This is a genomic window from Micromonospora sp. NPDC005215 (genome assembly GCF_040607915.1).
Taxonomy (GTDB): Bacteria; Actinomycetota; Actinomycetes; order Mycobacteriales; family Micromonosporaceae; genus Micromonospora.
Map to the genome: position 1 here is coordinate 40,238 of NZ_JBEXHQ010000044.1, position 23,055 is coordinate 63,292.

Sequence of the window (23,055 nt, forward strand, 5' to 3'; positions counted from 1 at the left end):
GCCCCGGAACGGGTCAACAGCGCAACCGCGGTGGCAGTGGCGCCTCGACGCCGACCCCACGGTCCAGGTAGGTCGACTGGACGAAGGCGACGAAGCGTTCCGCGTCGGTCGCGGTGGACGCCAGCCCGAAGGAGACGCGGACCGCGCCGCCCGTCGGCAGGCGCAGCGCGGCCAGGTACTTGTCGATCGTGTCGACCCGCGCCAACAGCCGCCGCCGCACCGAGTCCCGGCTGATGCCGAACGCGCCCTCGCCCGCGCCCGGGTTGCAGAAGCAGCCGGTACGCAGGGCGAAGCCGGCCGCCGCCGACTCCCGCGCGACAAGCCGCTCATCGACCAGGGTGCCGTCCGGGTCGCGGAGGTTGAACGTCACAGTGCCGCCGCGGCCCGCGCCCGTCGTCGGCCCGTACACCTGGACCAGGGGTTGGCCGCTGGCGTGCCGCAGCGTGGCCAGCCGCGCCAGCAGCCACTCGGTGAGCAGACCGACCCGGGAGTGCACGAGGTCCACGCCGATCGAGTCCAGCCACCGCAGGCCGAACTCCACGTCCGGGATGCTCAGGAAGTTCAGGGTGCCGTCCTCGAACGCCGACTCGTCGTCCATCGACCGGTGCCAGTCACCCTGCACGCTGACCGCCCGGATCGTGCCACCGGCGAACCACGGCCGGCGCAGCCGGGCCAGCGCGTCGCGGCGGGCCAGCAACGCGCCGACCCCGGTCGGGTAGCCGAAGAGCTTGTACCAGCTCAGGCACACGAACTCCGGCCGGACGACGCTGAGGTCCAGCCGATTCGTCGGCGCGAAGGCGGCAGCGTCGAGCAGCACGTCGTAGCCGCGCTGGTGGGCCAACTCCACCCAGCCCAGCGGGTGCTGCACGCCGGAGAAGTTGCTCTGTGCCGGATAGGCGAACAGCCCTCGCCGACCTCGACCCCACCGCCTGCCACGGCCGGCGTCGAGCACCGTGGCCAGGTCCGACTCGGCGACCCGCAACTCCGGTCCGCTCAGCGGCACGTAGCGCACTGCCGCGCCGGCCGTCCGGGCGTACTCGCGGATGCCGTTCACCGAGTTGTGGTTGTCCCAGGTCAGCACGAGCGGAGCGGCGCGGCCGAAGTCGTACGCCTCACCGACCAGCCGGCAGGCGCCGCTGGCGTTCGGGGTGAAGACCACCGTGTACTCGGACGGGTCCGCGCGGAAGAAGTCGAGCACCGCGCGTCGTGCCGACTCCACAAGGGAACCGGCCGCCGCGCTGCTCGGGTTCTCCGAGTGCGGGTTGCCGTACAGGCCGGCGAGCAGCCGATCGTGATGTTCGCGTACCTGGGCCTGGGCCACGACCCCGGCCCCGGCGTAGTCGAGGTACACCTGCCCGGCGGTGTCCAGGTGCCGGTATTCGGTGGCGCGCAGCTCGTCGAGCCGGCCGGTGGCGGCGTAGCCCGGCAGCGCCGTGGGGGAGGCGTGCGGGATCGGCTCAGGACGCACGACGGAAGTCCCGTCGGACCAGCACCGCCCAGGCGGCGCCGAGGAAGAGCAGCGTGAAGCCGCCGAGCACCAGCCAGTTCACCCAGACCGGCCGGGAGAAGCTGTCGCCGTACGTGGCCAGCAGCGGCGGGCCGAGCGGGGAGCCGCCCTCGCGCCAGAGTCGTTCCACCCCGGCGGTGTGCCCCAGACCCTCGAACGCCCAGCGGTTCGACATCGCGAAGCTGAGCCACTGGCCGCCGACCGCCATGGCCGGCACCGGCAGGATCGCACCGACGAAGAGCACCTGCGGAAAGCAGAGCATCGGCAGCATGAGCGTCGCCTGGGCCGCGTCGGAGACCGCCGCCGAGCACAGCAGACCGAGGGTGAGCGCTGCCGCCGAGGCGAGCAGCAGGGTCGCGTACAGGGCCGCGAAGTCGGTGCCGTCGACCGGCGGCAGCCGGTCGATGCCGCGCAACACCCCGAGCAGGGCCAAATCCACCAGGGCCAGCAGCGGCAGCAGCACGGCGACCTTACCCATCAGGTACGGCAGCAGCCGGACACCGGCCAGCCGCTCCCGGCGCAGGATCGGTAGCTCGGTGCAGATCTGGAGTAACCCGTAGGTCAGCCCGAAGAAGAAGCCGCCGAACGCGATCCAGAACAGGATCATCACGGTCACTGTCGGGCTCGGCCGGGTGGGCGCGAACGCCCCCGGTCGGAACAGCAGTGCGAACATGCCGAGCACCATCAACGGCGACCCGAGCAGGATCGCCAGGGTCAGCCGACTGCGGACGACGATCTCCGCGTTGCGCGCGGTGAGGACGGCCCACTGGCGCAGTCGGCCGACCCGCCGGGGCGCTGGCAGGGCGCTGTCACCGTCGCCGATCGCACCGGCCGGCGGGCTGGCGTCGCGCTGCGCGGCGAAGCGATCGGGCCACTCGGCCGGATGCGCCGCCTCGTCGAGCCGCAGGTGCACCTCGACGAGGGACCGCAGGTCGAAGAACTCCCGGGCGGCGGCGGGCGTGCCGGTGAACGCCAGACGGCCCTGACGGGTCAGCACGACGACCCGGTCGCAGCGGTCCACGTCGGTGATCTGGTGGGTGGTGAGCACGACGGTGGTCCCGGAGTCGGCGAGCGTACGCAGCACCCGGAGCAACTCCACGGCGATCGCCGGGTCCAACCCCGAGGTGGGCTCGTCCAGGAAGAACACGCCGGGCCGGGTGAGCAGCTCGACGGCGATGCTGGCGCGTTTGCGCTCACCGCCGCTGAGCAGGCCCACCGGTGTGGCGGCCTGTTCGGTCAGGCGCAGTTCGGCGAGCACCTCCGCGACTCGGCGGCTGACCTCGGCCGGCCCGATGCCGGGTGCCAGGCGCAACCGGGCGGCGTAACGCAGGGTGCGGGCCAGTGGCAGCTCGCGGTGGATGATGTCGTCCTGCGGGACGAAACCGATAGCGCCCGCCGGGGCGGTGCCGTCGTAGGTCACGGCATCCCCTGTCGGTCGCCGTACCCCGGCCAGCAGCTCCAGCAGGCTGGTCTTACCGGCGCCGCTGGCGCCGATGATCGCGACCAGTTCGCCCGGGGCGATGGCCAGCGAGATGTCGTCCAGGATCTGGCGACCACCCCGGACGATGTGGCCCAGACCACTGGCGGCGATGCCGACGCCGGTACGTGCAGGAGAGGTCGTCTGCTCGGTCGTCATGTCGAGTGCTCGATCCGGTCGGGGAGTGGTCCGCCTGAATATCGTGCCTCGCCGATGTTACTGATCAGCCGGCGCAGTGCGCCCGGAGTGGACGGTCAACGACCGTCGTCCGTTCAGCCGGTGGTGGTCTGCGCCTCCGCCGGCACCTGGAGGAGATCCAGGCAGTTGCGCCACAGCGTCTCCAGCTGGCTCGGATCGTTCAGCAACTTCGCGAGCGGGACCCGGCCCTCGATCTGCGCGACGATCGATCGGGCGGCCTCCCGGCTGTCGACCCCCGGGCCCGCCAGGCCGCGAGGTCGAGACCGAGAACTGGGGTCGCGGCGGCCTTTCGGTCGAACAGTTCCGCAAGCAGCAGGTGCCCGAGTAGGCCGAGGATGCCCGCCGAGGTGACGGGCAGGATCCGCACCGGTGCGGATCCTGCCGGTCGGCGGCGCTGATCAATTCGTGCGACCGTTGGCGGGTGATCAACACGGGGTTGGTCGCTCGGAAGGAGACTGTCTCGTGGATCTGCCCGACGACCTGCTCACATTGCTGCGCGAGCCGAGCACCTGCTTTGTCACCACGCTGATGCCCGACGGCTCACCACAGCTCACCCAGACCTGGGTGGACACCGACGGCACGTACATTTTGATCAACACGGTGGAAACCCACCAGAAGACGCGGAACGTCCGGCGGGACCCGCGGGTGGCGGTGGCGATCTCCGACCCGCAGAAGCCGGGCCGCTACCACGAGGTTCGGGGGCGGGTGGTGCAGACCAGCACCGAGGGCGCCGCCGAACACATCGACCAGTTGGCGCGGCGCTACCTCGGTGGGCCCTACCCGTGGTTCGGTGGCCGTGACCAGGCCCGGATCATCCTGACCATCGAGCCCGACCGGGTGCGTTCCATGGGCTGACGGCGATCGCCGTCACCGTCGGAACCCGGCTAGGCCGCCGGGGCCTCGACGAAGAACTGCCGCAGAGCGTCGGCGACCAGGGTGGGCGCCGTCCTGGTCACGAAGTGCGACTGACCCGCCCAGACGACGTAGCGGGCCGCCGGAATCGTCCGCGCGAGGGCGTTCATCGTCGTGGGCATCGGCTCCCAGGTGTCCGCGCCGGCCAGCAGGAGAGTCGGCACGGTGATCGAAGACCACCGGGTGATGTCAGTGCTGTCCCCGGCGAGGGCCTCGAGATCGTGCAGCCAGCCGGTCGCCGCACGCCGCGTCTCGACCGGGTCGGGCGTCCGGTCGCCCGCCGAGGCGGCCAGCGCGGCGACGATCTCCGCCGGGACCCGGGTCACGTCGTTCAGCGCAGCTGCCATCGCGGCGGCGTCGTCGCGCTCGAAGGCGGCGCGGTACCGGGCCAGCAGGGGTGCGACCTCCGCTCCGGCCGCGAAGAGCGGGGGTTCGAAGATGGCGAGCGACCGGATGCCGCGTGGATCGGCCGAGGCGGTGTGCAACGCCAGTGTCGCTCCGTAGGAGGCGCCGACGACATGGACCGTCCTGCCGGTGGGCTGCCGTGCCGCCTCGATGACCGCGAGCAGGTCGGCGGTCTCGTCGCGGAAGGACTTGGGGCCGGGCGGGACGTCGCTGGGACCGTATCCGCGCCGGGCCGGCAGCCACACCTCGTGGTCGCGGGCGAGCTGGTCCGCGACGGTGGCCCAGGAGTGCAGCCCACCACCCGAGCCGTGCACGAGGACGACGGGGTCGCCGGCACCCAGGCGCCGGACCGCCAGGCGCGCCCCGTCGGAGGACTCGACGTACTGATCGTGAGTGCTCACTGCTGCTCCTGTTGTCCGGTCGGCCAGTTGCTCAGCGTCGTGTGGACCGCGTCGAGGATCGAGTGCCACGACGCGTCGACGGCGCGGGGATGCCCGAAGCCGTCGACGGCTTCGAGACTCGCGAAGCCGTGCAGGGTGCTGCGGACGAATCGCATCGCGTCGGTCAGCGCCGGCTCGTCGAGCCCGTAGCCGCGCAACATCGCGTAGCTCAGGTCGATCAGGCGCAGATGCCCGGCCGAACCCGTGCCGACCTCGGGCGGAAGCGGAAGCTGCGTCGCGGCGTACTGCCCGGGGTGCGCCACGGCGAACGCGCGCCAGGCGTCGGCGAACCCGACGAGAGCCCGGTGGCCCGCTCGCCCGGCCACGGCGAGCGCGAGTTCGTCCGCGAACGCGACAGCCGCCCGGACCGCGACCTGCTCGATCAACGCGTCGCGACTGCGGACGTGCACGTAGAGCGCGGCGTCCGAGACGCCGAAGTGCCGGGCGACGGCCGCGACGGTCATCCGGGACAGACCGACCGCGTCCGCCAGTTCGGCCGCGGCGGCCGAGACGCGCGCGCTTGTCAGTCCCTGCCGTGGCATACCGAACCTTTGTTCCGCTAGGAAAGAACTTAGGAGCCCTAAGATAGCACTGCGGTCCGCCTGGTCCACCGACCCGGGGCATGAACTGCCCAGTCGGGGGAAGACCGGCTCTTTCGTCGCCGAACAGGAGATCTCCGGATGCGAGCCGTCGTCTACGCCGACGTCCGAACCGTCGCCGTGCGGGAGGTGCCCGACGCGACGCTGGAGGCGGAGACCGACGCCCTCGTGCGGATCACCTCCACCGCGCTGTGCGGCACCGACCTGCACATGTACGACGGACGGACCGGTGCCAACCCCGGGCTGGTGCTCGGCCACGAACCACTGGGCGTGGTGCAGGAGGTGGGCCGGGCGGTGCAGACCGTCCGGCCGGGCACCCGGGTGGTGATCCCCACGCACCTGTTCTGCGGTACGTGTGTGATGTGCGCCCGGGGGCTCTCGGCGGCCTGTCTGCGGGTGCGGGCGGAGGGGCCGGGCGCGGCGTACGGCTACGCCGGGATGGGCCCCTATCGGGGTGCCCAGGCCGACCTGCTGCGCGTGCCCTGGGCCGACGCCAACTGCGTACCCGTGCCCGGTGAGCCGGGGGACGGGTACGAGGACGATTTCGTGCTGCTGGCCGACGCGTTCGTCACGGGGTGGCACGCCGCCGCCACGCTTGCCGGGGTCGAGCCCGGTGACACGGTGGCCGTCTTCGGCGCCGGCACCATCGGCCTGCTCGGCGCCTACGCGGCGCTGCTTCGGGGTGCCCGGGTCGTCTACTGCGTCGACGGCGTCGAGGCTCGGCTCGACAAGGCTGGGGAGATTGGTGCCGTACCTATCGATTTCCGCCGGGGGGACCCGGTCGAGCAGATCCGCGCCGACCGGGCCCGGGTGGGGCTGCCGCTCGGCGAGGAGAAGTTGGGCGGGGTCGACAAGGTGATCGACGCGGTCGGGTTCCAGGCCCGCGACCGGGAGCACCCGGACCGGGAGCGTCCGGACCAGGTCATCGCCGACGCGGCCCGGCTGGTCAATCCCACCGGCGCGATAGCGGTCGCGGGCGTGTATCCGGAGCAGGACCCGCGTCCCGGACCCGGCGCGGACGTCCACGAGGATCTCGTCGCACCGTGGGGGACGCTGTTCGCCAAGGGCGTCGCCGTCCGGTTCGGCCGTACCCACGACCGCCGCTACACGGTGCTGCTACGCGACCTGGTCGTCGCCGGTCGTGCCCGGCCCAGCGTCGTCGTGACCCACCACGGCAGCCTGACCGACGCGCCGGAGTTGTACCGCCGCTTCGACCGGCGGGAGGACGGGGTGATCAAGGTGGTGCTGCGCCCGGGTTGACCGGTCGGCACCGGGGCGCGGGCCGGGGCGGACGGCCTCGATCCGCCCTTAAGGGACGTTAAGCCACGGATCCGTCTCCTGGTGGCGGGCCTGACGCGACGATCATTGTCGATCCGACCCGTCGGTAGAGGTGTGGGTCACACCGTCGGCCGAGAGTCGTCGTGCCGTCCCGGGCGGGGTGCCGGCGTCGCGGCCCCATCAAGATCATTCGATGATGGCGGGCGGGCGGCGTAGCATTCCGCTCCCGGTCCGACGCGGATCATGCCTGGTGGCGGGCCTGTCAAGGAGGACCGGAGCCGATCGCGGCGTCGCCCTCCATTTGACAACGTTGCCACCGGCAGGCCAAGGTGCCGTGAGGGGCTCCCGAGGTGGATGTGACAGGCGAAAACTATCGTCCGTCGATATTGCCGGATTGTTACATTTTCAACAGTCCCTCGCCTTGCGGATGGCCCTCCGGCCGCAATACGTTGCCGTCAACAACAAAACCAAGTGAAGGTTCAACCTTCCGGAGGCAACCGATGACGTTGGCGAGGTGGTACGAGCGATGAGCGACGTGCCGATCCTCCTTGAGATGCGCTCCATCACCAAGGAGTTCCCCGGAGTCAAGGCCCTCTCCGACGTCAACCTGGTGGTTCGCGCCGGTGAGATCCATGCCATCTGCGGCGAGAACGGTGCGGGCAAGTCCACGCTGATGAAGGTCCTCAGCGGGGTCTACCCGTACGGCAGCTACGACGGCCAGATCGTCTACCAGGGGTCGGAGAGCAAGTTCTCCGACATCCGGGCCAGCGAGAACGCCGGAATCGTGATCATCCACCAGGAGCTCGCGCTCATTCCCGGCATGTCGATCGCCGAGAACATCTTCCTCGGCAACGAACCGCGCAAGCGGGGCGCGATCGACTGGAAGGCCGCGAACCGGATGGCGCTGGACCTGATGGCCCGGGTCGGCCTCCAGGAGGACCCGGACACCCTGATCAAGGACATCGGTGTCGGCAAGCAGCAGCTCGTGGAGATCGCCAAGGCGTTCGCCAAGGACGTGAAGCTGCTCATCCTGGACGAGCCGACGGCCGCGCTGAACGAGGCGGACTCCCGGCACCTGCTGGACCTGCTGCGCGGCTTCCGCTCCCGCGGCATCACCTCGATCATGATCTCGCACAAGCTCAACGAGATCGAGGCGATCGCCGACCAGATCACCATCCTGCGCGACGGCCGGACCGTGGAGACCCTCAACGTCAAGGCGGACGGGGTCGACGAGGACCGGATCGTGCGGGGCATGGTCGGCCGTGAGCTGAGCAGTCGGTTCCCGGACCACACCCCGAAGATCGGCGAGGTCTTCTTCGAGGTCCGCGACTGGAACGTCCGGCACCCGATCTCCGCCGACCGGCAGGTCTGCAAGAACGAGAGCTTCGTGGTGCGCCGCGGCGAGATCGTCGGCTTCGCCGGCCTGATGGGCGCGGGCCGTACGGAGCTGGCGATGAGTGTCTTCGGCCGCTCCTACGGGGTGTTCGAGTCGGGCACCATCATCAAGGACGGCAAGGAGATCGTCCTGAAGTCGGTCGCGGACGCGATCGACAACGGGCTCGCGTACGTCAGCGAGGACCGCAAGGCGATCGGCCTCAATCTGCTCGACGACATCAAGTCGTCGACGGTGGCCGCCAAGCTGTCCAAGATCAGGCACCGCGGCGTCCTGAGCGAGGTCGAGGAGTACCAGGCGGCCGAGGCGTACCGCAAGGAGTTGCGGACCAAGGCCCCGACGGTCGACGAGAGCGTCTCGAAGCTCTCCGGCGGCAACCAGCAGAAGGTCGTCCTGGCGAAGTGGATGTTCACCGACCCGGACCTGCTGATCCTCGACGAGCCCACGCGCGGCATCGACGTGGGCGCCAAGTACGAGATCTACGGCATCATCCAGCGGCTCGCCGACCAGGGGAAGGGCGTCGTCGTCATCTCCTCGGAGTTGCCTGAGTTGATCGGGCTCTGCGACCGCATCTACACGGTGTTCGAAGGTGCCATCACGGGCGAGATCGCCCGGGCGGACGCCACCCCGGAAAACCTCATGAAGCAGATGACCTCGACGAAGAAGTTGGCCACCCGATGAGCCGTATCAAGGACCTTCAGAAGAATCTGTTTGGAGGTACGACCTCCAACGCGCGCCAGTTCGGGATGATTTTCACCCTGGTGGCGATCGTCCTGATCTTCCAGGTCTGGACCGATGGGCTGACGCTGCGCTCGGACAACCTGATCGCGCTGTTCCAGCAGAACTCGTACATCCTGATCCTGGCCATCGGCATGCTCATGGTGATCGTCGCCGGGCACATCGACCTGTCGGTCGGCTCGGTCGCGGCCTTCACCGGCATCCTGGTCGCCAAGTCGATGACCGAGTGGGACCTACCCTGGCCCGCCGCCATCGTGTTCGGCCTCGCCATCGGCGCGGCGATCGGCGCGTGGCAGGGGTTCTGGGTGGCCTACATCGGGGTGCCGGCGTTCATCGTCACCCTGGCCGGCATGCTGCTGTTCCGCGGTGGCAACCAGTTCATCGGTAACGCGCAGAGCATTCCGGTGCCGGAGGGCTTCCGGGAGATCGGCTCCGGCTTCCTGCCCGAGTTCGGGCCAAACCTCGGCTACAACAACGCGACGCTGCTGCTCGGTCTGGCCGCGGCGGTGGCGGTGGTGTGGCGCGAGATCCGGGCCCGCAACACCCGTCGGGCGATGGACGCCGACCCGGCGCCGATGTGGGTCTCGATCCTGCGGATGGCCATCATGGTCGGGGTCATCGCCTTCGCCTCGCTGCGCTTCGCCAGCGGTCGCGTCGGCACCAGCTTCCCGATCTCCGGCATCATCCTGCTGCTGCTGGTCATCGCGTACTCCTTCTACACCCGTAACACGGCCGGTGGCCGGCACATCTACGCGGTGGGCGGCAACGCCAGGGCGGCCGAGCTGTCCGGCGTGAAGCTCAAGCGGGTCAACTTCTTCGTCATGATGAACATGTCCGTCCTGGCCGCGCTGGCCGGCATGATCTTCGTGGCCCGTTCGGCGGCCTCCGGACCGCAGGACGGCAACGGCTGGGAGCTGGACGCCATCGCCGCGGTCTTCATCGGTGGCGCGGCGGTCGCCGGCGGTATCGGCACCATCAGCGGCTCGATCGTCGGTGGTCTCGTCATGGCCGTGCTCAACAACGGCCTCCAGCTGCAGGGCGTGGGCACCGACAAGGTCCAGATCATCAAGGGCCTGGTCCTGCTGCTGGCCGTCGCGATCGACGTCTACAACAAGAGCCAGGGGCGCTTCTCCATCATCGGGAGCCTGATGCGGCCGTTCCGCCGCGACGACTCCGTCCCACCCGCCTCACCGCCGGACGCGGAGCGCGAGCCCGCCAAGGCAGCGGTGTCCGGCTGACGGTCACCGACCTCACCACCCCGTTACACATCCAGAAAGGCAAGTCCTCACATGCGTAAATTCTTCGGCACGTCGGTGGTCGCCATCAGCGCCGCCGCCATGCTGGCCCTCGCCGGTTGCGGCTCCGGCCGTGACGGCGACTCCGCCACCGGCGGCGAGGCCGCCAAGGGCTTCCCGGCCAACTCCCTGATCGGCGTGGCCCTCCCGGCCAAGACCTCGGAGAACTGGGTCCTCGCCGGTGACCTGTTCACCAACGGCCTCAAGGAGGCCGGCTTCGAGGGCAACGTGCAGTACGCCGGCGCGTCGACCACGGTCGCCGACCAGCAGGCGCAGATCACCTCCATGGTGACCAAGGGCGCCAAGGTCATCGTCATCGGCGCGACCGACGCCGCGCAGCTGTCGACCCAGGTCGCGGCGGCCCACGCCGCCGGTGTGAAGGTCATCGCCTACGACCGGCTGATCACCAACACCCCGGACCTCGACTACTACGTCGCGTTCGACAACTTCAAGGTCGGCCAGCTCCAGGGCCAGGCCCTGCTGGACGGCATGAAGGCCAAGAAGCCGAACGGCCCGTACAACGTCGAGCTGTTCTCCGGCTCGCCGGACGACAACAACGCCGGTGTCTTCTTCAACGGCGCGATGGACGTGCTCAAGCCGGAGATCGACAAGGGCAACGTGGTCGTCGCCTCCGGTCAGAAGGAGGTCAAGCAGACCGCCATCCAGGGCTGGAAGGCCGAGGGTGCGCAGGCCCGCATGGACCAGCTGCTGACCTCGACGTACGGCAGCAAGGAGCTGGACGGCGTCCTCTCCCCGAACGACACGCTGGCCCGCGCCATCCTGACCTCGGTCAAGGGTGCCGGCAAGCCGACCCCGATCGTCACCGGCCAGGACTCCGAGGTGGAGTCGGTCAAGTCGATCGTCAAGGGCGAGCAGTACATGACGATCAACAAGGACACCCGCAACCTGGTGAAGGAGACCATCAACATGGTCAAGGCTCTCCAGGCCGGTGACAAGCCGCAGGTGAACGACACCAAGTCGTACAACAACGGCAGCAAGGTCGTCGACACGTTCCTGCTCCCGCCGGTCGCCGTCACCAAGGCGAACGTGGTCGAGGCGTACGCCTCGGACCCGAAGCTCGCGCCGCTCACCAAGTAATCACCGCACGGTAGATAGCAACGCCGATGGGTCCCGGATCTCCTCTTCCGGGACCCATCGTCGTCCTGACGGCCCCGCACCACCCGGCACCGACCCGGAAGGAGGTCTGACCGTGGCAACACCCGTCCGGTCCAGGCCAGCCGGCGTCGGCCGCCACACCGAATCCCCGCTGCCGTCGGTCCCCGGTGCCAGCCAGGAGGAGATCCGGCGGCAGAATCTCGGCGCGGTGCTGCGCTACGTCCACGTGCACGGGCCGACGTCCCGGGCCGAACTGACCAGCCGGCTCGGCCTCAACCGAAGCACCATCGGCGCCCTCGCGGCCGACCTGGTCGCCAGCGGCCTGGTCACCGAGGAGGCGCCGACCACCGCCCGCCGCGCCGGCCGGCCCTCACTGGTGGTCAGTCCCCGCTTCGACCGGGTCTACGCGCATGCGTTGAGCATCGACGCGGACCGGCTACGTGCCGCCCGGATCGGCCTCGGTGGGCAGATCCTCGATCGGCGGGAGGTCCCGCGACCCAGTGGCCTGTCGGCGGTCGACGCCGTCGGGCCCCTCGCCGACCTGGTCCGGGACATGGAACGGTCGGTGCCCACCGACGGGCTGCTGGTCGGCGGCGCCGCCGCGGTCACCGACACCACCCGTGACCCGGACGGCCGGATCCGGATCGCCAGCATCGACGAGACGCTCGGCGTCGCACTGGAGGCGGAGTTCGGCGGCCGTCCCGGTTTCGTGGCCGGTGACCTGGCCGACATCGCCGGGCTGGCCGAGCACGTCCGGGGCGTGGCGGTGGGCATCGACGACGTCGTCTACCTGCACGGCGACCTGGGTATCAGCGCCGGCCTCATCGTCGGTGGCCGACTGGTGATCGGCCACCGCGGTCACAGCGGCAAAGTCGGCCACATGGTCGTCAACCCCAACGGCCTGCCCTGCGGCTGCGGCTCACGTGGCTGCTGGGAGACCGAGATCTCCGAGGCCGCGTTACTGCGGCACGCGGGCCGCGATCCGAGCGACCGCGCCGCGGTGGCCGAGGTGCTGCGCGCGGCGGCGGACGGCGACCGAACCGCCCGCGCCGCCGTCGAGCAGGTCGCCGGGTGGCTCGGCTTCGGTGTGGCCAACCTGGTCAACGTGGTCAACCCGGACGCCGTGGTGTTCGGCGGGTCGCTTCGTGACATCTTCACCGCCGGAGCGGACGTCGTCCGCGAGCGGTTGGACACCATGCCGCTGCCGGCCTCCCGCGAGCACCTGCGGCTGCATGCGGCGGCACTCGGCCGCGACGCCGTCCTGATCGGCGCCGCCGAGTTGGCCTTCGACAAACTCCTGGCCGACCCGCTCAACGTCGGCGTCGCGGGCCAGGCCGCGACCAGCGAGCCCGGGTAGCCACCCCGGCGCCCGGTGCCGGGGCGCGTCCTGACCCGCTCGACGAATGCGCCCCGGTGGTCGATCCGCCGGGGGCGCGGTCCGTCAGCCTGCCGGCCGTAGCACCCGGCCGGGGCCGGCGGCGTTGTCGGCGGCGGCCTGGCTGCGCTGCGCCCCGGTGACGCAGACGTCGTCGCCGATGAACGCCTCGCGCCAGACGTACCCGGCGACGCAGGTGTGCGGGCCGTACGGTCCGCTGACCCAGCGGCTCGCGGCGACCGCGTTGTCCGCCAGCACCTGGGAGCGGGTCGTGCCGCTGACGCAGACGTAGTCGGACTGGTCGGCGTCGCGCCAGACGTACCCGCTGACGCAGGTGTTGGGGCCGGAGACCAGGCGGGCCGGGTTACGCCGGGACGCGGCGGCGGCGTTGTCGGCGGCGGCCTGGCTGCGCTGCGCCCCGGTGACGCAGACGTCGTCCCCGGCGTACGCCTCGCGCCACACGTAGCCGGCGACGCAGGTGTGCGGGCCGTACGGGCCGTTCACCCAGCGGCTCGGCGCGGCGGCGTTGTCCGCCCACACCTGGCTGCGGGTCGCACCGGTGACACAGACGAGGTCGCCGGCGCGGGCCTCGCGCCAGACGTACCCCTGGAGGCAGCGGTTGACCACGTCGGTGGTCACTGTCACCGATGCGGCGTTGCCGGAGAGCCAGTTCACGCCGATCTGCACGCCGTTGGCGTTGAGCGACTGGGCCGGGCCGCCGCCGGGCCCGGTGCGCAGCAGGGTGGGAGTGCCGTCGCGGACCTCGTGCAGCAGCACCGTGTCGGCGGGGATGGCGGCGCTCCAGCCGGTCTTCCGGCGGAACTCGACGGTGTAGTAGTGGAACAGGTCTGCCGGGTCGAACGGGATGCGGATCAGCTGCGGGCCACTCGCGGCGGGCACCTCCAGCGGGGCCAGGGTGAGGGCGCGCGAGCCGACGCCGTCGGCGGCCATTGTGAAGATCCGGTTCTTCGGCAGCCAGCCCAGCTCGTCGCGGTGCGGCCCGTTGAGCCCGACCGCGCTGGTGCCGTAGTTCGCGGTGTTGAGCGCGTAGATGTGCATGGCGCTCATCTCGTCCCACGGGTCGTCGTACTCGCCCGGTTGGGACCACGGCGCGTTCTGGTAGGTCGTGTCGTTGGAGAACGAGTGGCCCAGGTTGTAGCCGTGCAGCATCTCGTGCGCGGCGAAGCCGACGTTCCAGGCGCCCGGGTCGAGCAGCACCCGGCCGCCGGCCGCGCCGGAATCCACCCAGTCGTTGAGCATGACCGCGATCCGGTTGCCGGCCGGCACCGCGTAGCCGGCGGTCGCCGCCGTGTCCACGCAGCGCTGGATCCGGGTCCAGCGGTCGATCGACTGGAACTGCGCCAACGTGTACGGCATCGTGTACCAGCCCCGCACCACCGAGCCGGCCAGCGACACCCGCCCGCCGGACTGGTCGGCGAGGTAGTCCGCCACGCCACCGGTGCCGACCCCGGCCGCGGTGAGGAAGTTGGCGAAGTGCGACGGCGGTTGTGGCTCCGCCGGCTTGTCGCTGAACTTGCACAGCAGCACCGACCAGGAGGTCGCGTTGCGGATGGGGCTGGCCGTCGCCGGGGCGGCCGGCAACGCCACAGCGCCCAACGTGGCGCAGGCGAGCGCCACGGCTGACGCGGCGACCCGACGGAGGATTCTAAACTTCACGCGTACGCTCCCATCTCCGCGACCCGGCCAACCCGGGCCCCGAGTCCACATCGGAGCACTGTGGGTAAGCGAATCAGCGCGTTGAGTCGCGTTGGCGACGGGCCGGAATCCGACTTCGCCGTCCGGAGGTCCTGGCTCGCGCTGACCGTCGAAGGGCCTGCGCTGACGGGTGCTCGCCGAGGCCCCTGCCCCCGACGAACACCCGTCGCCCGGCTACGCGATCCGGCGGATCCGGCGCACGGCGAGATAGAGCAGGAGCAGGGCCAGGGCGACGAAGATGCCCGTCTCGATCCCCTGGAACAGCCAGAACCGGTCCGCCGGCTGGTACAGCTGCCAGTTGTACGCCCCCGGTTCGATGCCGAGTTCAGCACCGCAGACCCGACCCTCCGGCCCCCTGCCGCCCGGCGGACACTGGATCCGACCGCCCTCCGCGATCATCGTGCCGTCGGGGTTCCGGACGCCCTGGGCGAGGATCCAGTCGCCCCGGCTGATCTCCGGCGGTCCTTCCCCCTCGATCGAGAAGGTCTGGGTGCGGGCCGGCTGGTAGTGCCGTCGGGCCAGCAGCTCCACCGCTGCCCGGACGCCGATGTAACCGGCGAGGGTGATGCCCATGGCGGGCAGCATCCGCTTCCAGACGGTGCCGGCGAAGACGCCAAGCGCCACGGCGAACACTGTGTACCCGATCGGGACGATGCCCTGCAGATCGAAGACGATCATGCCGAACCGGCCCTCGTGCGCGGCCTTGGTGAGCGGGTCGACCCACCAGGACATGCCCAGCCCGTAGACCGTCGCGAGGATCAGGACGCCCGCGCCCACCAGCCCGAACTTCACAAGGGCCCAGCGGGTGCGGCCGACGCCCTGGGTCCAGACGAAGCGGTGGGTGCCCTGTTCCACCTCGCGCGCGACAAGCGGGGCACCCCAGAAGAGGCCGACCAGCGCCGGCAGGGTGATCAGCAGTACGGCCACCAGACTGAGGTTGCCGTACTGGTTGCCGAAGCGCCGAAAGCCCGCCTCGCAGGTCTCCCGGGTTGTCTGCGCCACGTCGGCGCGGGCGAGTTGGCTGGTGCAGTCCGTCAGCCCGAGGTCGGCGAAGGTGTGCCGCATCGCCAGGCCGATCGGCACCAGCAGCGCGGCGAGCGCCGCGAGCCCCAGCAGGGTGTAGAGCGCCTGCTTGCGGTGTTGCCGCCAGGTCAACCAGATCATGCCGCCACTCCCCACTCGCTGTGCCTGGTCTGCGTGGTGCCGTCGGCCAGGTAGGCCAGCACGACGTCCTCGAGGCTGACCTCGCGGACCGTCCAGGCCGGGTCGGTGACCGGGCCGTCGGTGCGGACCAGCAGCGTGGACTGCCGGTCGGTGTGGCTGGCCCGGATCACGGCGGCGACGCCCCCGACGACGCCGCCGTCGTGCCGGGGGCCGACCAGTTGGCGGTGCTCGGTGACCAGGTCGTCGACGGCGCCGGTGAGCTGCACCTGGGCGGAGTTGAGCACGATCAGGTAGTCGCAGACCCGTTCCAGGTCGGCCAGTAGGTGCGAGGAGAGCAGGACGGTGGTGCCGGACTCCGCGACGCTGCCCATCAGCGACTGGAGAAACTCCCGCCGGGCGAGGGGGTCGAGGCTGGCGACCGGCTCGTCGAGCAGCAGCAGCCGCGGTCGCTTGGCCAGGGCGAGCGCGAGCGCGACCTGCGCCCGCTGACCGCCGGAGAGCTTGCCGACCGGCCGGTCCGGTGGGATGCCGAGCTGGGCCAACCGCTGGCGGGCCAGCGTCGCGTCCCACCGCTTGTTCAGCTTGCCGCCGGCGATGACCAGCTCGGCGGCGGTGAAGTCCCGGTAGAGCGGGGTGTCCTGGGCGACGAAGCCGATGTCGGCCAACCCCTCCGTGTCGCCGTAGGGAGATCTACCGAAGACGCGCACCGCGCCCCCGTCTGGCTTGAGCAGGCCGACGGCCAGGTGCAGCAGCGTGCTCTTGCCCGCGCCGTTCGGCCCGACCAGCGCGGCGATCCGGCCGGCCGGCAGCTGTAGCGAACAGTCGCGCAACGCCCAGGTGCTGCCGTACCGCTTGCCCAGCCGGTCGGCCTCCAAGATCATGTCCATCCTCTGTCCTCTCGATCCGGCTGCGCCAGCGGCTTCGTGGCGGAGCAGCCCTTGCTTCGGTGCCTGGTGGTTCGCTCGCTGCGCACGCTCAGGCGGGCTCCTTCTGCGGGGCGTCGTCGGCGAGGGTGGCTCGCAGCGTGGTCTCCACCAGGGCGATGACGTCCTCGGCCGAGAGGCCCGCGGCCTGCGCGCGGTGCAACCAGGCGACCAGGTCCTCGCGGAGCTCGGCCTGGTTGGGCAGGGATGCGCCGGCCAGGGTGCGCTGGACGAACGTGCCCACCCCGGGTCGGCCACCGACCAGACCCTCGATCTCCAGCTCCCGGTACGCCTTCAGCACCGTGTTCGGGTTGATCGCCAGTGACTGCGCGACGTCCCGGACCTTCGGCAACTGGTCGCCCGGAGTCAGCAGACCGACGCGCAGCGACTGCTTCACCTGCTGCACGAGCTGCATGTAGGTGTTCACCTTCGACCGGCTGTCCAACACGAACTCGATCACTCGTGATGATCCTTCCTGTTGTCCTACGACAGTAGGACTAATAGACAGCTTCATCGGCGCTCCCGCTCCTGTCAAGTGCGCGGCGCGTCGCGGTGCATCCGGCGCGTCGGGCTCGGTGGCACCGGCGGGCCAGCGGTTGGCACCAACGGGTCAGCCCACCGGGAAGGGACCGGCAACCAATTCGCGCCGACGGGGAGGTGTTCGATGGTCACCAACGAACTGGCGACGTCGACAGCGACTCCACTACAGGTGGCTCGCTCCCGGGGGCGGGTACGCGGGCGGCTGATCCTGCTCGGCCCGGCGTTCGTCGCCGCCGTCGCCTACGTCGACCCCGGCAACTTCGCCACCAACTCCGCCGCCGGTGCCCGCTACGGCTACCTGCTGGTCTGGGTCGTGGTGGTGGCCAACCTGATGGCGATGCTGGTGCAGACCCTCACCGCCAAGCTGGGTCTGGCCACCGGGCGCAGCCTGCCCGAGCTGTGCCGGGAGCGGCTGCCCCGGCCGCTGAACCGGCTGATGTGGGTGCAGGCCGAGTTGGTCGCCATGGCCACCGACCTGGCCGAGGTGATCGGCGGCGCGGTCGCCCTGTACCTGCTCTTCGGCATTCCGCTGCTGCCCGGCGGGCTCATCATCGGCACGGCGGCGTTCGCCGTGCTCGCCCTGCGCTCGCGCGGGTTCCGCGCCTTCGAGATCGCCATCGCCGTACTGCTCGGTGTGATCGTCCTGGCCTTCGCCGCCAACCTGCTCGCCTCCGGCTCGGACCCCGGCTCCGCCATGGCCGGTCTGGTGCCTCGGCTCCAGGGCACCGACAGCGTGCTGCTGGCCGCCGGCATCCTGGGCGCCACCGTCATGCCGCACGTCATCTACGTGCACTCCGCACTGACTCGCGACCGCATCCCGGCCGCCGACGACATCGAGCGTCGGGTCCTGTTCCGGGGCCAGCGCACCGACGTGCTGCTCGCCCTGAGCGCGGCCGGCGCGGTGAACCTCGCCATGCTGCTGATCGCGGCGGCCAGCTTCCGCGGCGGCGGCCCGGGTGGCGCGGACAGCCTGGAGGGTGTGCACGCCGGGCTCGGCCAGACCATCGGCACCGCTGCGGCGTTCGGGTTCGCCGTCGCTCTGCTGGTCTCCGGGCTGGCCTCCACGAGCGTCGGCACCTACGCCGGCGAAGTGATCATGCAGGGCTTCCTGCGGCGGCGGGTGCCGTTGTTGCTGCGCCGACTGGTCACCCTGCTGCCCGCTCTGGCCGTACTCGCCATCGGCCTCGACCCCACCCGGGCGCTCGTGCTGTCCCAGGTCATCCTCAGCTTCGGCATCCCGTTCGCGCTGATCCCGGTGGTCGCCTTCACCCGACGCCGCGACCTGATGGGCAACCTGGTCAACCACCCGCTCACCACCGCCGCCGCGTCGCTGGTGGCCGTGCTGGTGGTCGCGCTCAACGCGTTCCTGCTGTGGCAGGTCACCGCCGGCTGAGGTCGCTGGTCGGCCGGGCCGGCGGAAACGGGTGCGGTCAGGTGCGACGGCCCTCGTCGCGGGTGGGGATCTCCTGGCGCTGTTCGAGGGCGTCGGCCGGATTGGCGTCGGCCGGCAGCGACGTCACCTCCTCGAGCGTGCCCGCCGGGAGGGCGCCCTGCTCGGCCAGGTCCGCCTCGGACGCTTCCGGGTCGACGTCACCCGACACCCGGTCCGGCGGCCCGTAGTCGACGGCGTTCTGCCGCTGCTCTTGGGCGTCCGCCTCCGGGGGAGGAAACGTGTCGCCCTGATCATCCCGGTACGTGCTCATCGGAGCCTCCTGCCCGGCGGGTGTCGACATGCCGCCGGGCCGCTGCCTACCCCGCATCGCGGAACTCAGGCCTCCCACTTCGGGTCACGACCGCTGGCGGCGACCGCCCGGCGCAGCCAGGGCGGCGTTCGGCTCGCGCGGATGCTGACCCCGCCGGTGGCCCGGATCGGCCAGGATGGGCAGGTGGCCGGGGCACGGCCGCGACGAGGAGGGTGGGCGATGCGGGTACGCGGGCGGTTGACCTGGGGGCGGCGCGCCCGTGCGGGCGCGGCGCTGGCGGCGGTGCTCGCCGGCGCGGTGGCGCCGGCCGTCGCGCTGACGCCGGCAGCGGCGGCGGGTGCGGCGGCGGCCGGGACGCCGGTGTGCCAGGTGCGCGACGACCGGCTCCGCGAGATCTCCGGGATGGTCGCCACCGACGACGGGTACGTAATGATCAACGACGGTGCCGACGACGAGGCCCGCCGCCGGATCTTCTTCCTCGACCAGCGCTGCGCGGTGGTCCGGGCGGTGGCCTTCCCGTCCCGCCCTCGCGACACCGAGGACCTGGCCATCGGTCGCGACGGCACCGTCTGGGTCGCCGACATCGGCGACAACGACCACTCCCGGCCGACGATCGCCGTCTGGCGGCTCGCTCCCGGGGCGGACGAGCCGGTGCTGCACCGGATGACCTACCCGGACCGCCCGCACGACGCGGAGGCGTTGCTGCTCGACGCGTCCGATCGACCGCTGATCATCACCAAGGGCGGCAGCGGCACCGTCTTCCTGTACGCCCCGACCGCCGCGCTGCGGCCGGGGGCGACGACGCCGCTGGCCTCGGTCGGCCAGGTGACCCTGCCGACGACAAGCACCAGCAACCCGTTCTCGTTCCTCGGGCGCGGTGTGATCACCGGAGCGGCGAGCGCACCGGACGGGCGTCGGGTGGTGCTGCGCAGCTATGCCGACGCCTTCGAGTACGACGTGCCCGATGGCGATGTGGTCCGCGCGCTGACCACCGGCACCCCGCGGATCACCCCTTTGCCGGACGAGCCCCAGGGTGAGTCGGTCACCTACAGTCGCGACGGCCGGTCGTTGCTCACCGTCTCCGAATCCGCCGACCAGCCAGCGGGCACCCGTCCGACAGTCCTGCGCTACCCGACCACTGACGGACCGGCCACCGCCGCGCGCCCGACGGGGTCGGCCGCTTCGGCGTTGCCCACCCTTGTCCGTCCGATCGCCGAGGACACCACCGGCCTGGGCGGCCGGACCTGGCTGCTGGTGGCCGGCGCCGGCACGATGGTGGCGCTGCTCGGCCTGGCCGGCGTGCTGCGCTGGCGGCACACGACGCGTCGGTGAGCGGACGCCGACGGTGCGGCAGGATGGTGGAATGACCGTGCTGTCCACATTGCGTCACCCGATCATCGCGGCCCCGATGGCGGGTGGCCCGTCCACGCCAGCGCTGGCGGCAGCCGTCTCCGCCGCCGGTGGACTGGGCTTCCTGGCCGCCGGGATGATCGACACCGAGCGGTTGGCCGCCGACGTCGCGGAGGTTCGCGCGCGTACCGACCGGCCGTTCGGCGTCAACGTCTTCCTGCCCGACCCCGGCGGCATCGACGACGCCGCCGTCCGGGCGTACGCCGAGCGGCTCGCCCCGCAGGCCGCCGAGCGCGGGGTGAGCCTGGGCGAGCCGGTGGGCGGCGACGACGCGTACCCGGAGAAACTGGCCGCGCTGCTCGCGGACCCGGTCCCGGTCGTGTCCTTCGTGTTCGGGCTGCCGGACCGGGCGGCGGTGCTCGCCCTGCGCGAACGGGGCACCGAGGTCTGGGCCACCGTCACCCGCCCGGACGCCGCGACGACCGCCGCCGACCTGGGCGTGGACGCGGTGGTGGTGCAGGGCACCGAGGCCGGTGGGCATCGGGGCGGTCTGCCGGACGACGACGACTACGCGCTGTTGCCGCTACTCCGGTTGGCCGCCGCCCGCTGCGACCGGCCTCTGGTGGCCGCGGGCGGCATCGTCGACGGTCCCGCGCTGGCCGCCGTGCTGGCTGCCGGTGCCGCCGCCGGGCAGCTCGGCACGGCCTTCCTGCGCTGCCCGGAGGCGGGCAGTTCGCCGATGCACCGGGCGGCGGTGGCCGGGGCCGCGCCGACCGCGCTGACCCGGTCGTACACCGGCAAGCGGGCCCGGGGCGTGGCCAACGACTTCCTGCGCCGGCACGACGCGTCGGCGCCGACAGGTTATCCCCAGGTGCTACACCTGACGCGTCCGCTGCTGGCCGCCGCCCGGCGCGACGGCGACGCCTCGGTCGCGAACCTGTGGGCGGGGCAGGCGCACCCCCTCGCGCGGGACCTGCCGGCAGCCGAGGTGGTCACCGAGGTGAGCGCCGGTGCCCGAGCCGCGTTGGCGGCGGTGGTCGAGCGGTCGGCACGCTGGGGCTGAGCGGCGGCCTCGGGCCGGCGGGACGGCCGACCGGGAAACCCGTAGAGTCTCGCCGTGATCGAGATCGGTGCGCAGGTCGACCTGTCCTACCCGCCCGACCGGGTCTGGCTCGCACTGACCGATCGGAAGTTGCTCGGACGGTGGTTCGCCGAGGCCGACGTGGTCGAGGGCGTGGCGGACCGACTGCTGCTGCACACTGCTGAGTTGCCCGGCTTCGAGGCCAACGTCGAGGTCGAGGTGACCGAGCGGCAGGACCCGGCACTCCTCGTGCTGGCCTGCGACGAGGCCGGCCGGCTCAGTGAGCTGACCTGCGCGGTCACGGCCACCAGCCAGGGCTGCCGGCTGGAGGTGCGGGAGGTCACGACGCACGGCGCGTGGTCCGCCGACCAGCACGACCCACGCGAGCAGCAGCTGCGGCAGGCGCTCACCGTACGGCTGCCGGCCATCCTCGACTGGCTCGCGTTCCAGCAGGTCGACCTGCGCGGGGGCGGCGGGATGACCGCCGAGCTGCCGCTGATCGGCGCGCTCGGCACGTCCGGACGCACCCGCCGTCGGCGTCGCACCCTGGTCGCCCTGGTCGCCGGGGTCGCGCTGCTGGCGGGAACGGCGGCCTGGATAACGTTGCCGCCCGAGTCGAAGCCCACCGCCACCCCGGCATCGACAGCCGCGCCGTCGCCGTCCGTGACGGCCGGCGTGACCCCCGCCGCGCCGACGGTGAGCCGCTCGACGCGCCCCTCGCGGAGCACCGCGTCGGCGACCACCCGCCCGAGCCGGACCCCGTCGGCGACGCCCCCGAGTCCGCCCGCGTCCGCTGCGCCACCCCCGCCGCCAGCGCCAGCGGTGGTGGCCCGGTACGAGACCGACTCCAGCCGACTGTTCGGCTACACGGGTGAGGTCGTGGTCGACAACCCGGGCGGCGTAGCGGTGGCGGACTGGGCCGTGGTGGTCACCCTCGGCGAGGGCACCACCGTCGACGACGTCGACGGCGCGGACTGGCGACAGGACGGGCGGTCGATCACCTTCACCGGAGCCCCCGTGGCGGCCGGGGGGTCCCGGACGGTCAGCTTCGACGTCCGCGACAGCCGGCCGAAGGCCCGGGAACCGGAGAGCTGCACGATCGGCGGACAACCCTGCGCGGGCCTCTGACTAGGCTGCCGGCATGGCACTGCTGCACAGGGCGACCCTGCGCCCCACGAAGCTCGACCTGCTGGCGACCTGGCTTCCCGGCCGACAGTGGTTCGCCGGGTCCGCCGGCGTCGAGCTGGTGAGCCGAGGCGCCTACCGATTCGACGATCCGGCCGGCGAGGTCGGCATCGAGACGCTGCTGGTCAGCACCGCTGACGGGCCGGTCCATCACGTCCCGCTGACCTATCGGGCCGCGCCCCTCGACGGTGCGGACGGCTGGCTGGTCGGCACCACCGAGCACTCGGTGCTCGGCCGGCGCTGGGTGTACGACGGCTGCGTCGACAAGGTGTACGCCGCCGCGCTCGCCCACGCCATCCGCACCGGCTCCGGCCAGGCGGAGCAGTACTTCGAGGTGGACGGTCGGCGTGAGGTGCGCGAGCCGACAGTGACGATCGCGGTCAGCGGCGCCGTGGACGCCGACGCGGCCCCGGTCGGCGCCGTGCGCCGGGTGGTCGACGAGGACAGCACCCTCGTCGTCACCGACACCGTCGAACTGGTCGTCGTCCGCCGTCCCGGCGCTGCCGACGCCGCCGGGGCTGCCCTGCTGGGCAGTTGGCCCGGTCAGCCGACGAGCGTGTTGCTGGCGTACGTCCGGGCGCGGTGAGGGTGATCTGGTCGCACACCCGGGCCACCGCCGACCCGGGCCAGCTCAGCGCGCTGCTGGCAGCACCCCGCCGC

Annotated in this window: 20 protein-coding genes; 11 read left to right on the forward strand and 9 right to left on the reverse strand. The window is 71.6% G+C overall.

All coding sequences use genetic code 11. The features are described 5' to 3' along the window. Positions 1-13 precede the first annotated feature (13 nt). Positions 14-1,468 carry an aminotransferase class V-fold PLP-dependent enzyme gene (locus ABZU25_RS26720; RefSeq protein ID WP_355032118.1) on the reverse strand — a complete coding sequence of 485 codons (1,455 nt, stop codon included), beginning with the start codon at positions 1,466-1,468 and terminating at the stop codon, positions 14-16. Further along, the gene (locus tag ABZU25_RS26725) at positions 1,458-3,143 is read right to left on the reverse strand and encodes an ATP-binding cassette domain-containing protein (protein ID WP_355032119.1); all 1,686 of its coding nucleotides are present in this window, start codon (positions 3,141-3,143) and stop codon (positions 1,458-1,460) included. Before ABZU25_RS26725 ends, ABZU25_RS26720 begins: the two co-directional genes overlap by 11 nt. A 501-nt stretch (positions 3,144-3,644) precedes the next feature. Here ABZU25_RS26725 and ABZU25_RS26730 point away from each other — a divergent pair. Beyond that, positions 3,645-4,037, forward strand: coding sequence for a PPOX class F420-dependent oxidoreductase (locus tag ABZU25_RS26730; protein WP_355032120.1), 393 nt, complete (start codon positions 3,645-3,647; stop codon positions 4,035-4,037). Positions 4,038-4,066: 29 nt separating this feature from the next. Here ABZU25_RS26730 and ABZU25_RS26735 read toward each other — a convergent pair whose 3' ends face one another. Both ABZU25_RS26735 and ABZU25_RS26740 read right to left on the reverse strand, forming a co-directional pair. After that, a complete protein-coding gene (locus tag ABZU25_RS26735) occupies positions 4,067-4,900 on the reverse strand; it encodes an alpha/beta fold hydrolase (protein WP_355032121.1) in 834 nt (277 codons plus the stop codon). Next, a complete protein-coding gene (locus tag ABZU25_RS26740; protein ID WP_355032122.1) occupies positions 4,897-5,481 on the reverse strand; it encodes a WHG domain-containing protein in 585 nt (194 codons plus the stop codon). Before ABZU25_RS26740 ends, ABZU25_RS26735 begins: the two co-directional genes overlap by 4 nt. A gap of 138 nt (positions 5,482-5,619) precedes the next feature. Here ABZU25_RS26740 and ABZU25_RS26745 point away from each other — a divergent pair, with 138 nt between their 5' ends. From ABZU25_RS26745 to ABZU25_RS26765, 5 genes are all read left to right on the forward strand, one after another. Continuing rightward, a complete protein-coding gene (locus tag ABZU25_RS26745; RefSeq protein ID WP_355032123.1) occupies positions 5,620-6,798 on the forward strand; it encodes a glutathione-independent formaldehyde dehydrogenase in 1,179 nt (392 codons plus the stop codon). A gap of 544 nt (positions 6,799-7,342) precedes the next feature. Continuing rightward, on the forward strand, positions 7,343-8,890 hold the full coding sequence (gene mmsA, locus ABZU25_RS26750; protein WP_355032124.1) for a multiple monosaccharide ABC transporter ATP-binding protein: 1,548 nt from the start codon (positions 7,343-7,345) through the stop codon (positions 8,888-8,890). Then, complete coding sequence (gene mmsB, locus ABZU25_RS26755; RefSeq protein ID WP_355032125.1) at positions 8,887-10,185, forward strand: multiple monosaccharide ABC transporter permease; 1,299 nt, start codon at positions 8,887-8,889, stop codon at positions 10,183-10,185. The genes mmsA and mmsB overlap by 4 nt, the downstream gene beginning before the upstream one ends. 51 nt (positions 10,186-10,236) lie before the next feature. After that, positions 10,237-11,340 carry a sugar-binding protein gene (locus tag ABZU25_RS26760; protein WP_355032126.1) on the forward strand — a complete coding sequence of 368 codons (1,104 nt, stop codon included), beginning with the start codon at positions 10,237-10,239 and terminating at the stop codon, positions 11,338-11,340. A 112-nt stretch (positions 11,341-11,452) separates the two neighbouring features. Then, entirely contained in the window at positions 11,453-12,715 is a 1,263-nt protein-coding gene (locus tag ABZU25_RS26765; protein ID WP_355032127.1) for an ROK family transcriptional regulator, read from the forward strand. Positions 12,716-12,799: 84 nt separating this feature from the next. On the opposite strand, the gene ABZU25_RS26770 is transcribed toward ABZU25_RS26765, so the two are convergent. The 4 genes from ABZU25_RS26770 to ABZU25_RS26785 form a co-directional block, all read right to left on the reverse strand. After that, positions 12,800-14,410, reverse strand: a complete 1,611-nt coding sequence (locus tag ABZU25_RS26770) for a hypothetical protein (RefSeq protein ID WP_355032128.1) — start codon at positions 14,408-14,410, stop codon at positions 12,800-12,802. A 213-nt stretch (positions 14,411-14,623) separates the two neighbouring features. Continuing rightward, positions 14,624-15,613, reverse strand: coding sequence for a transporter (locus tag ABZU25_RS26775; protein ID WP_355032129.1), 990 nt, complete (start codon positions 15,611-15,613; stop codon positions 14,624-14,626). After that, the gene (locus tag ABZU25_RS26780; RefSeq protein WP_355032130.1) at positions 15,610-16,500 is read right to left on the reverse strand and encodes an ABC transporter ATP-binding protein; all 891 of its coding nucleotides are present in this window, start codon (positions 16,498-16,500) and stop codon (positions 15,610-15,612) included. Before ABZU25_RS26780 ends, ABZU25_RS26775 begins: the two co-directional genes overlap by 4 nt. Before the next feature lie 88 nt (positions 16,501-16,588). Next, on the reverse strand, positions 16,589-16,996 hold the full coding sequence (locus tag ABZU25_RS26785; RefSeq protein WP_355032131.1) for a GntR family transcriptional regulator: 408 nt from the start codon (positions 16,994-16,996) through the stop codon (positions 16,589-16,591). Between the two features lie 204 nt (positions 16,997-17,200). Between ABZU25_RS26785 and ABZU25_RS26790 the strand changes: the two genes are divergently transcribed. Beyond that, positions 17,201-18,469 (forward strand): Nramp family divalent metal transporter, encoded by a 1,269-nt coding sequence (locus tag ABZU25_RS26790; protein WP_355032132.1) that lies wholly within the window; start codon positions 17,201-17,203, stop codon positions 18,467-18,469. 37 nt (positions 18,470-18,506) lie between these two features. On the opposite strand, the gene ABZU25_RS26795 is transcribed toward ABZU25_RS26790, so the two are convergent. After that, positions 18,507-18,779, reverse strand: a complete 273-nt coding sequence (locus tag ABZU25_RS26795) for a hypothetical protein (protein ID WP_355032133.1) — start codon at positions 18,777-18,779, stop codon at positions 18,507-18,509. Between the two features lie 141 nt (positions 18,780-18,920). Here ABZU25_RS26795 and ABZU25_RS26800 point away from each other — a divergent pair, with 141 nt between their 5' ends. Genes ABZU25_RS26800 through ABZU25_RS26815 form a run of 4 tightly spaced genes read left to right on the forward strand, consistent with a single transcriptional unit; the run spans position 18,921 to position 22,981 of the window. Beyond that, a complete protein-coding gene (locus ABZU25_RS26800) occupies positions 18,921-20,111 on the forward strand; it encodes a hypothetical protein (protein ID WP_355032134.1) in 1,191 nt (396 codons plus the stop codon). Positions 20,112-20,142: 31 nt separating this feature from the next. Beyond that, a complete protein-coding gene (locus tag ABZU25_RS26805; protein ID WP_355032135.1) occupies positions 20,143-21,192 on the forward strand; it encodes a nitronate monooxygenase in 1,050 nt (349 codons plus the stop codon). 54 nt (positions 21,193-21,246) lie between these two features. Continuing rightward, positions 21,247-22,338, forward strand: a complete 1,092-nt coding sequence (locus ABZU25_RS26810; RefSeq protein ID WP_355032136.1) for a cellulose binding domain-containing protein — start codon at positions 21,247-21,249, stop codon at positions 22,336-22,338. A gap of 13 nt (positions 22,339-22,351) precedes the next feature. Further along, positions 22,352-22,981: a hypothetical protein gene (locus tag ABZU25_RS26815; RefSeq protein WP_355032137.1), complete on the forward strand. Its 630-nt coding sequence runs from the start codon at positions 22,352-22,354 to the stop codon at positions 22,979-22,981. Positions 22,982-23,055: the final 74 nt, after the last annotated feature.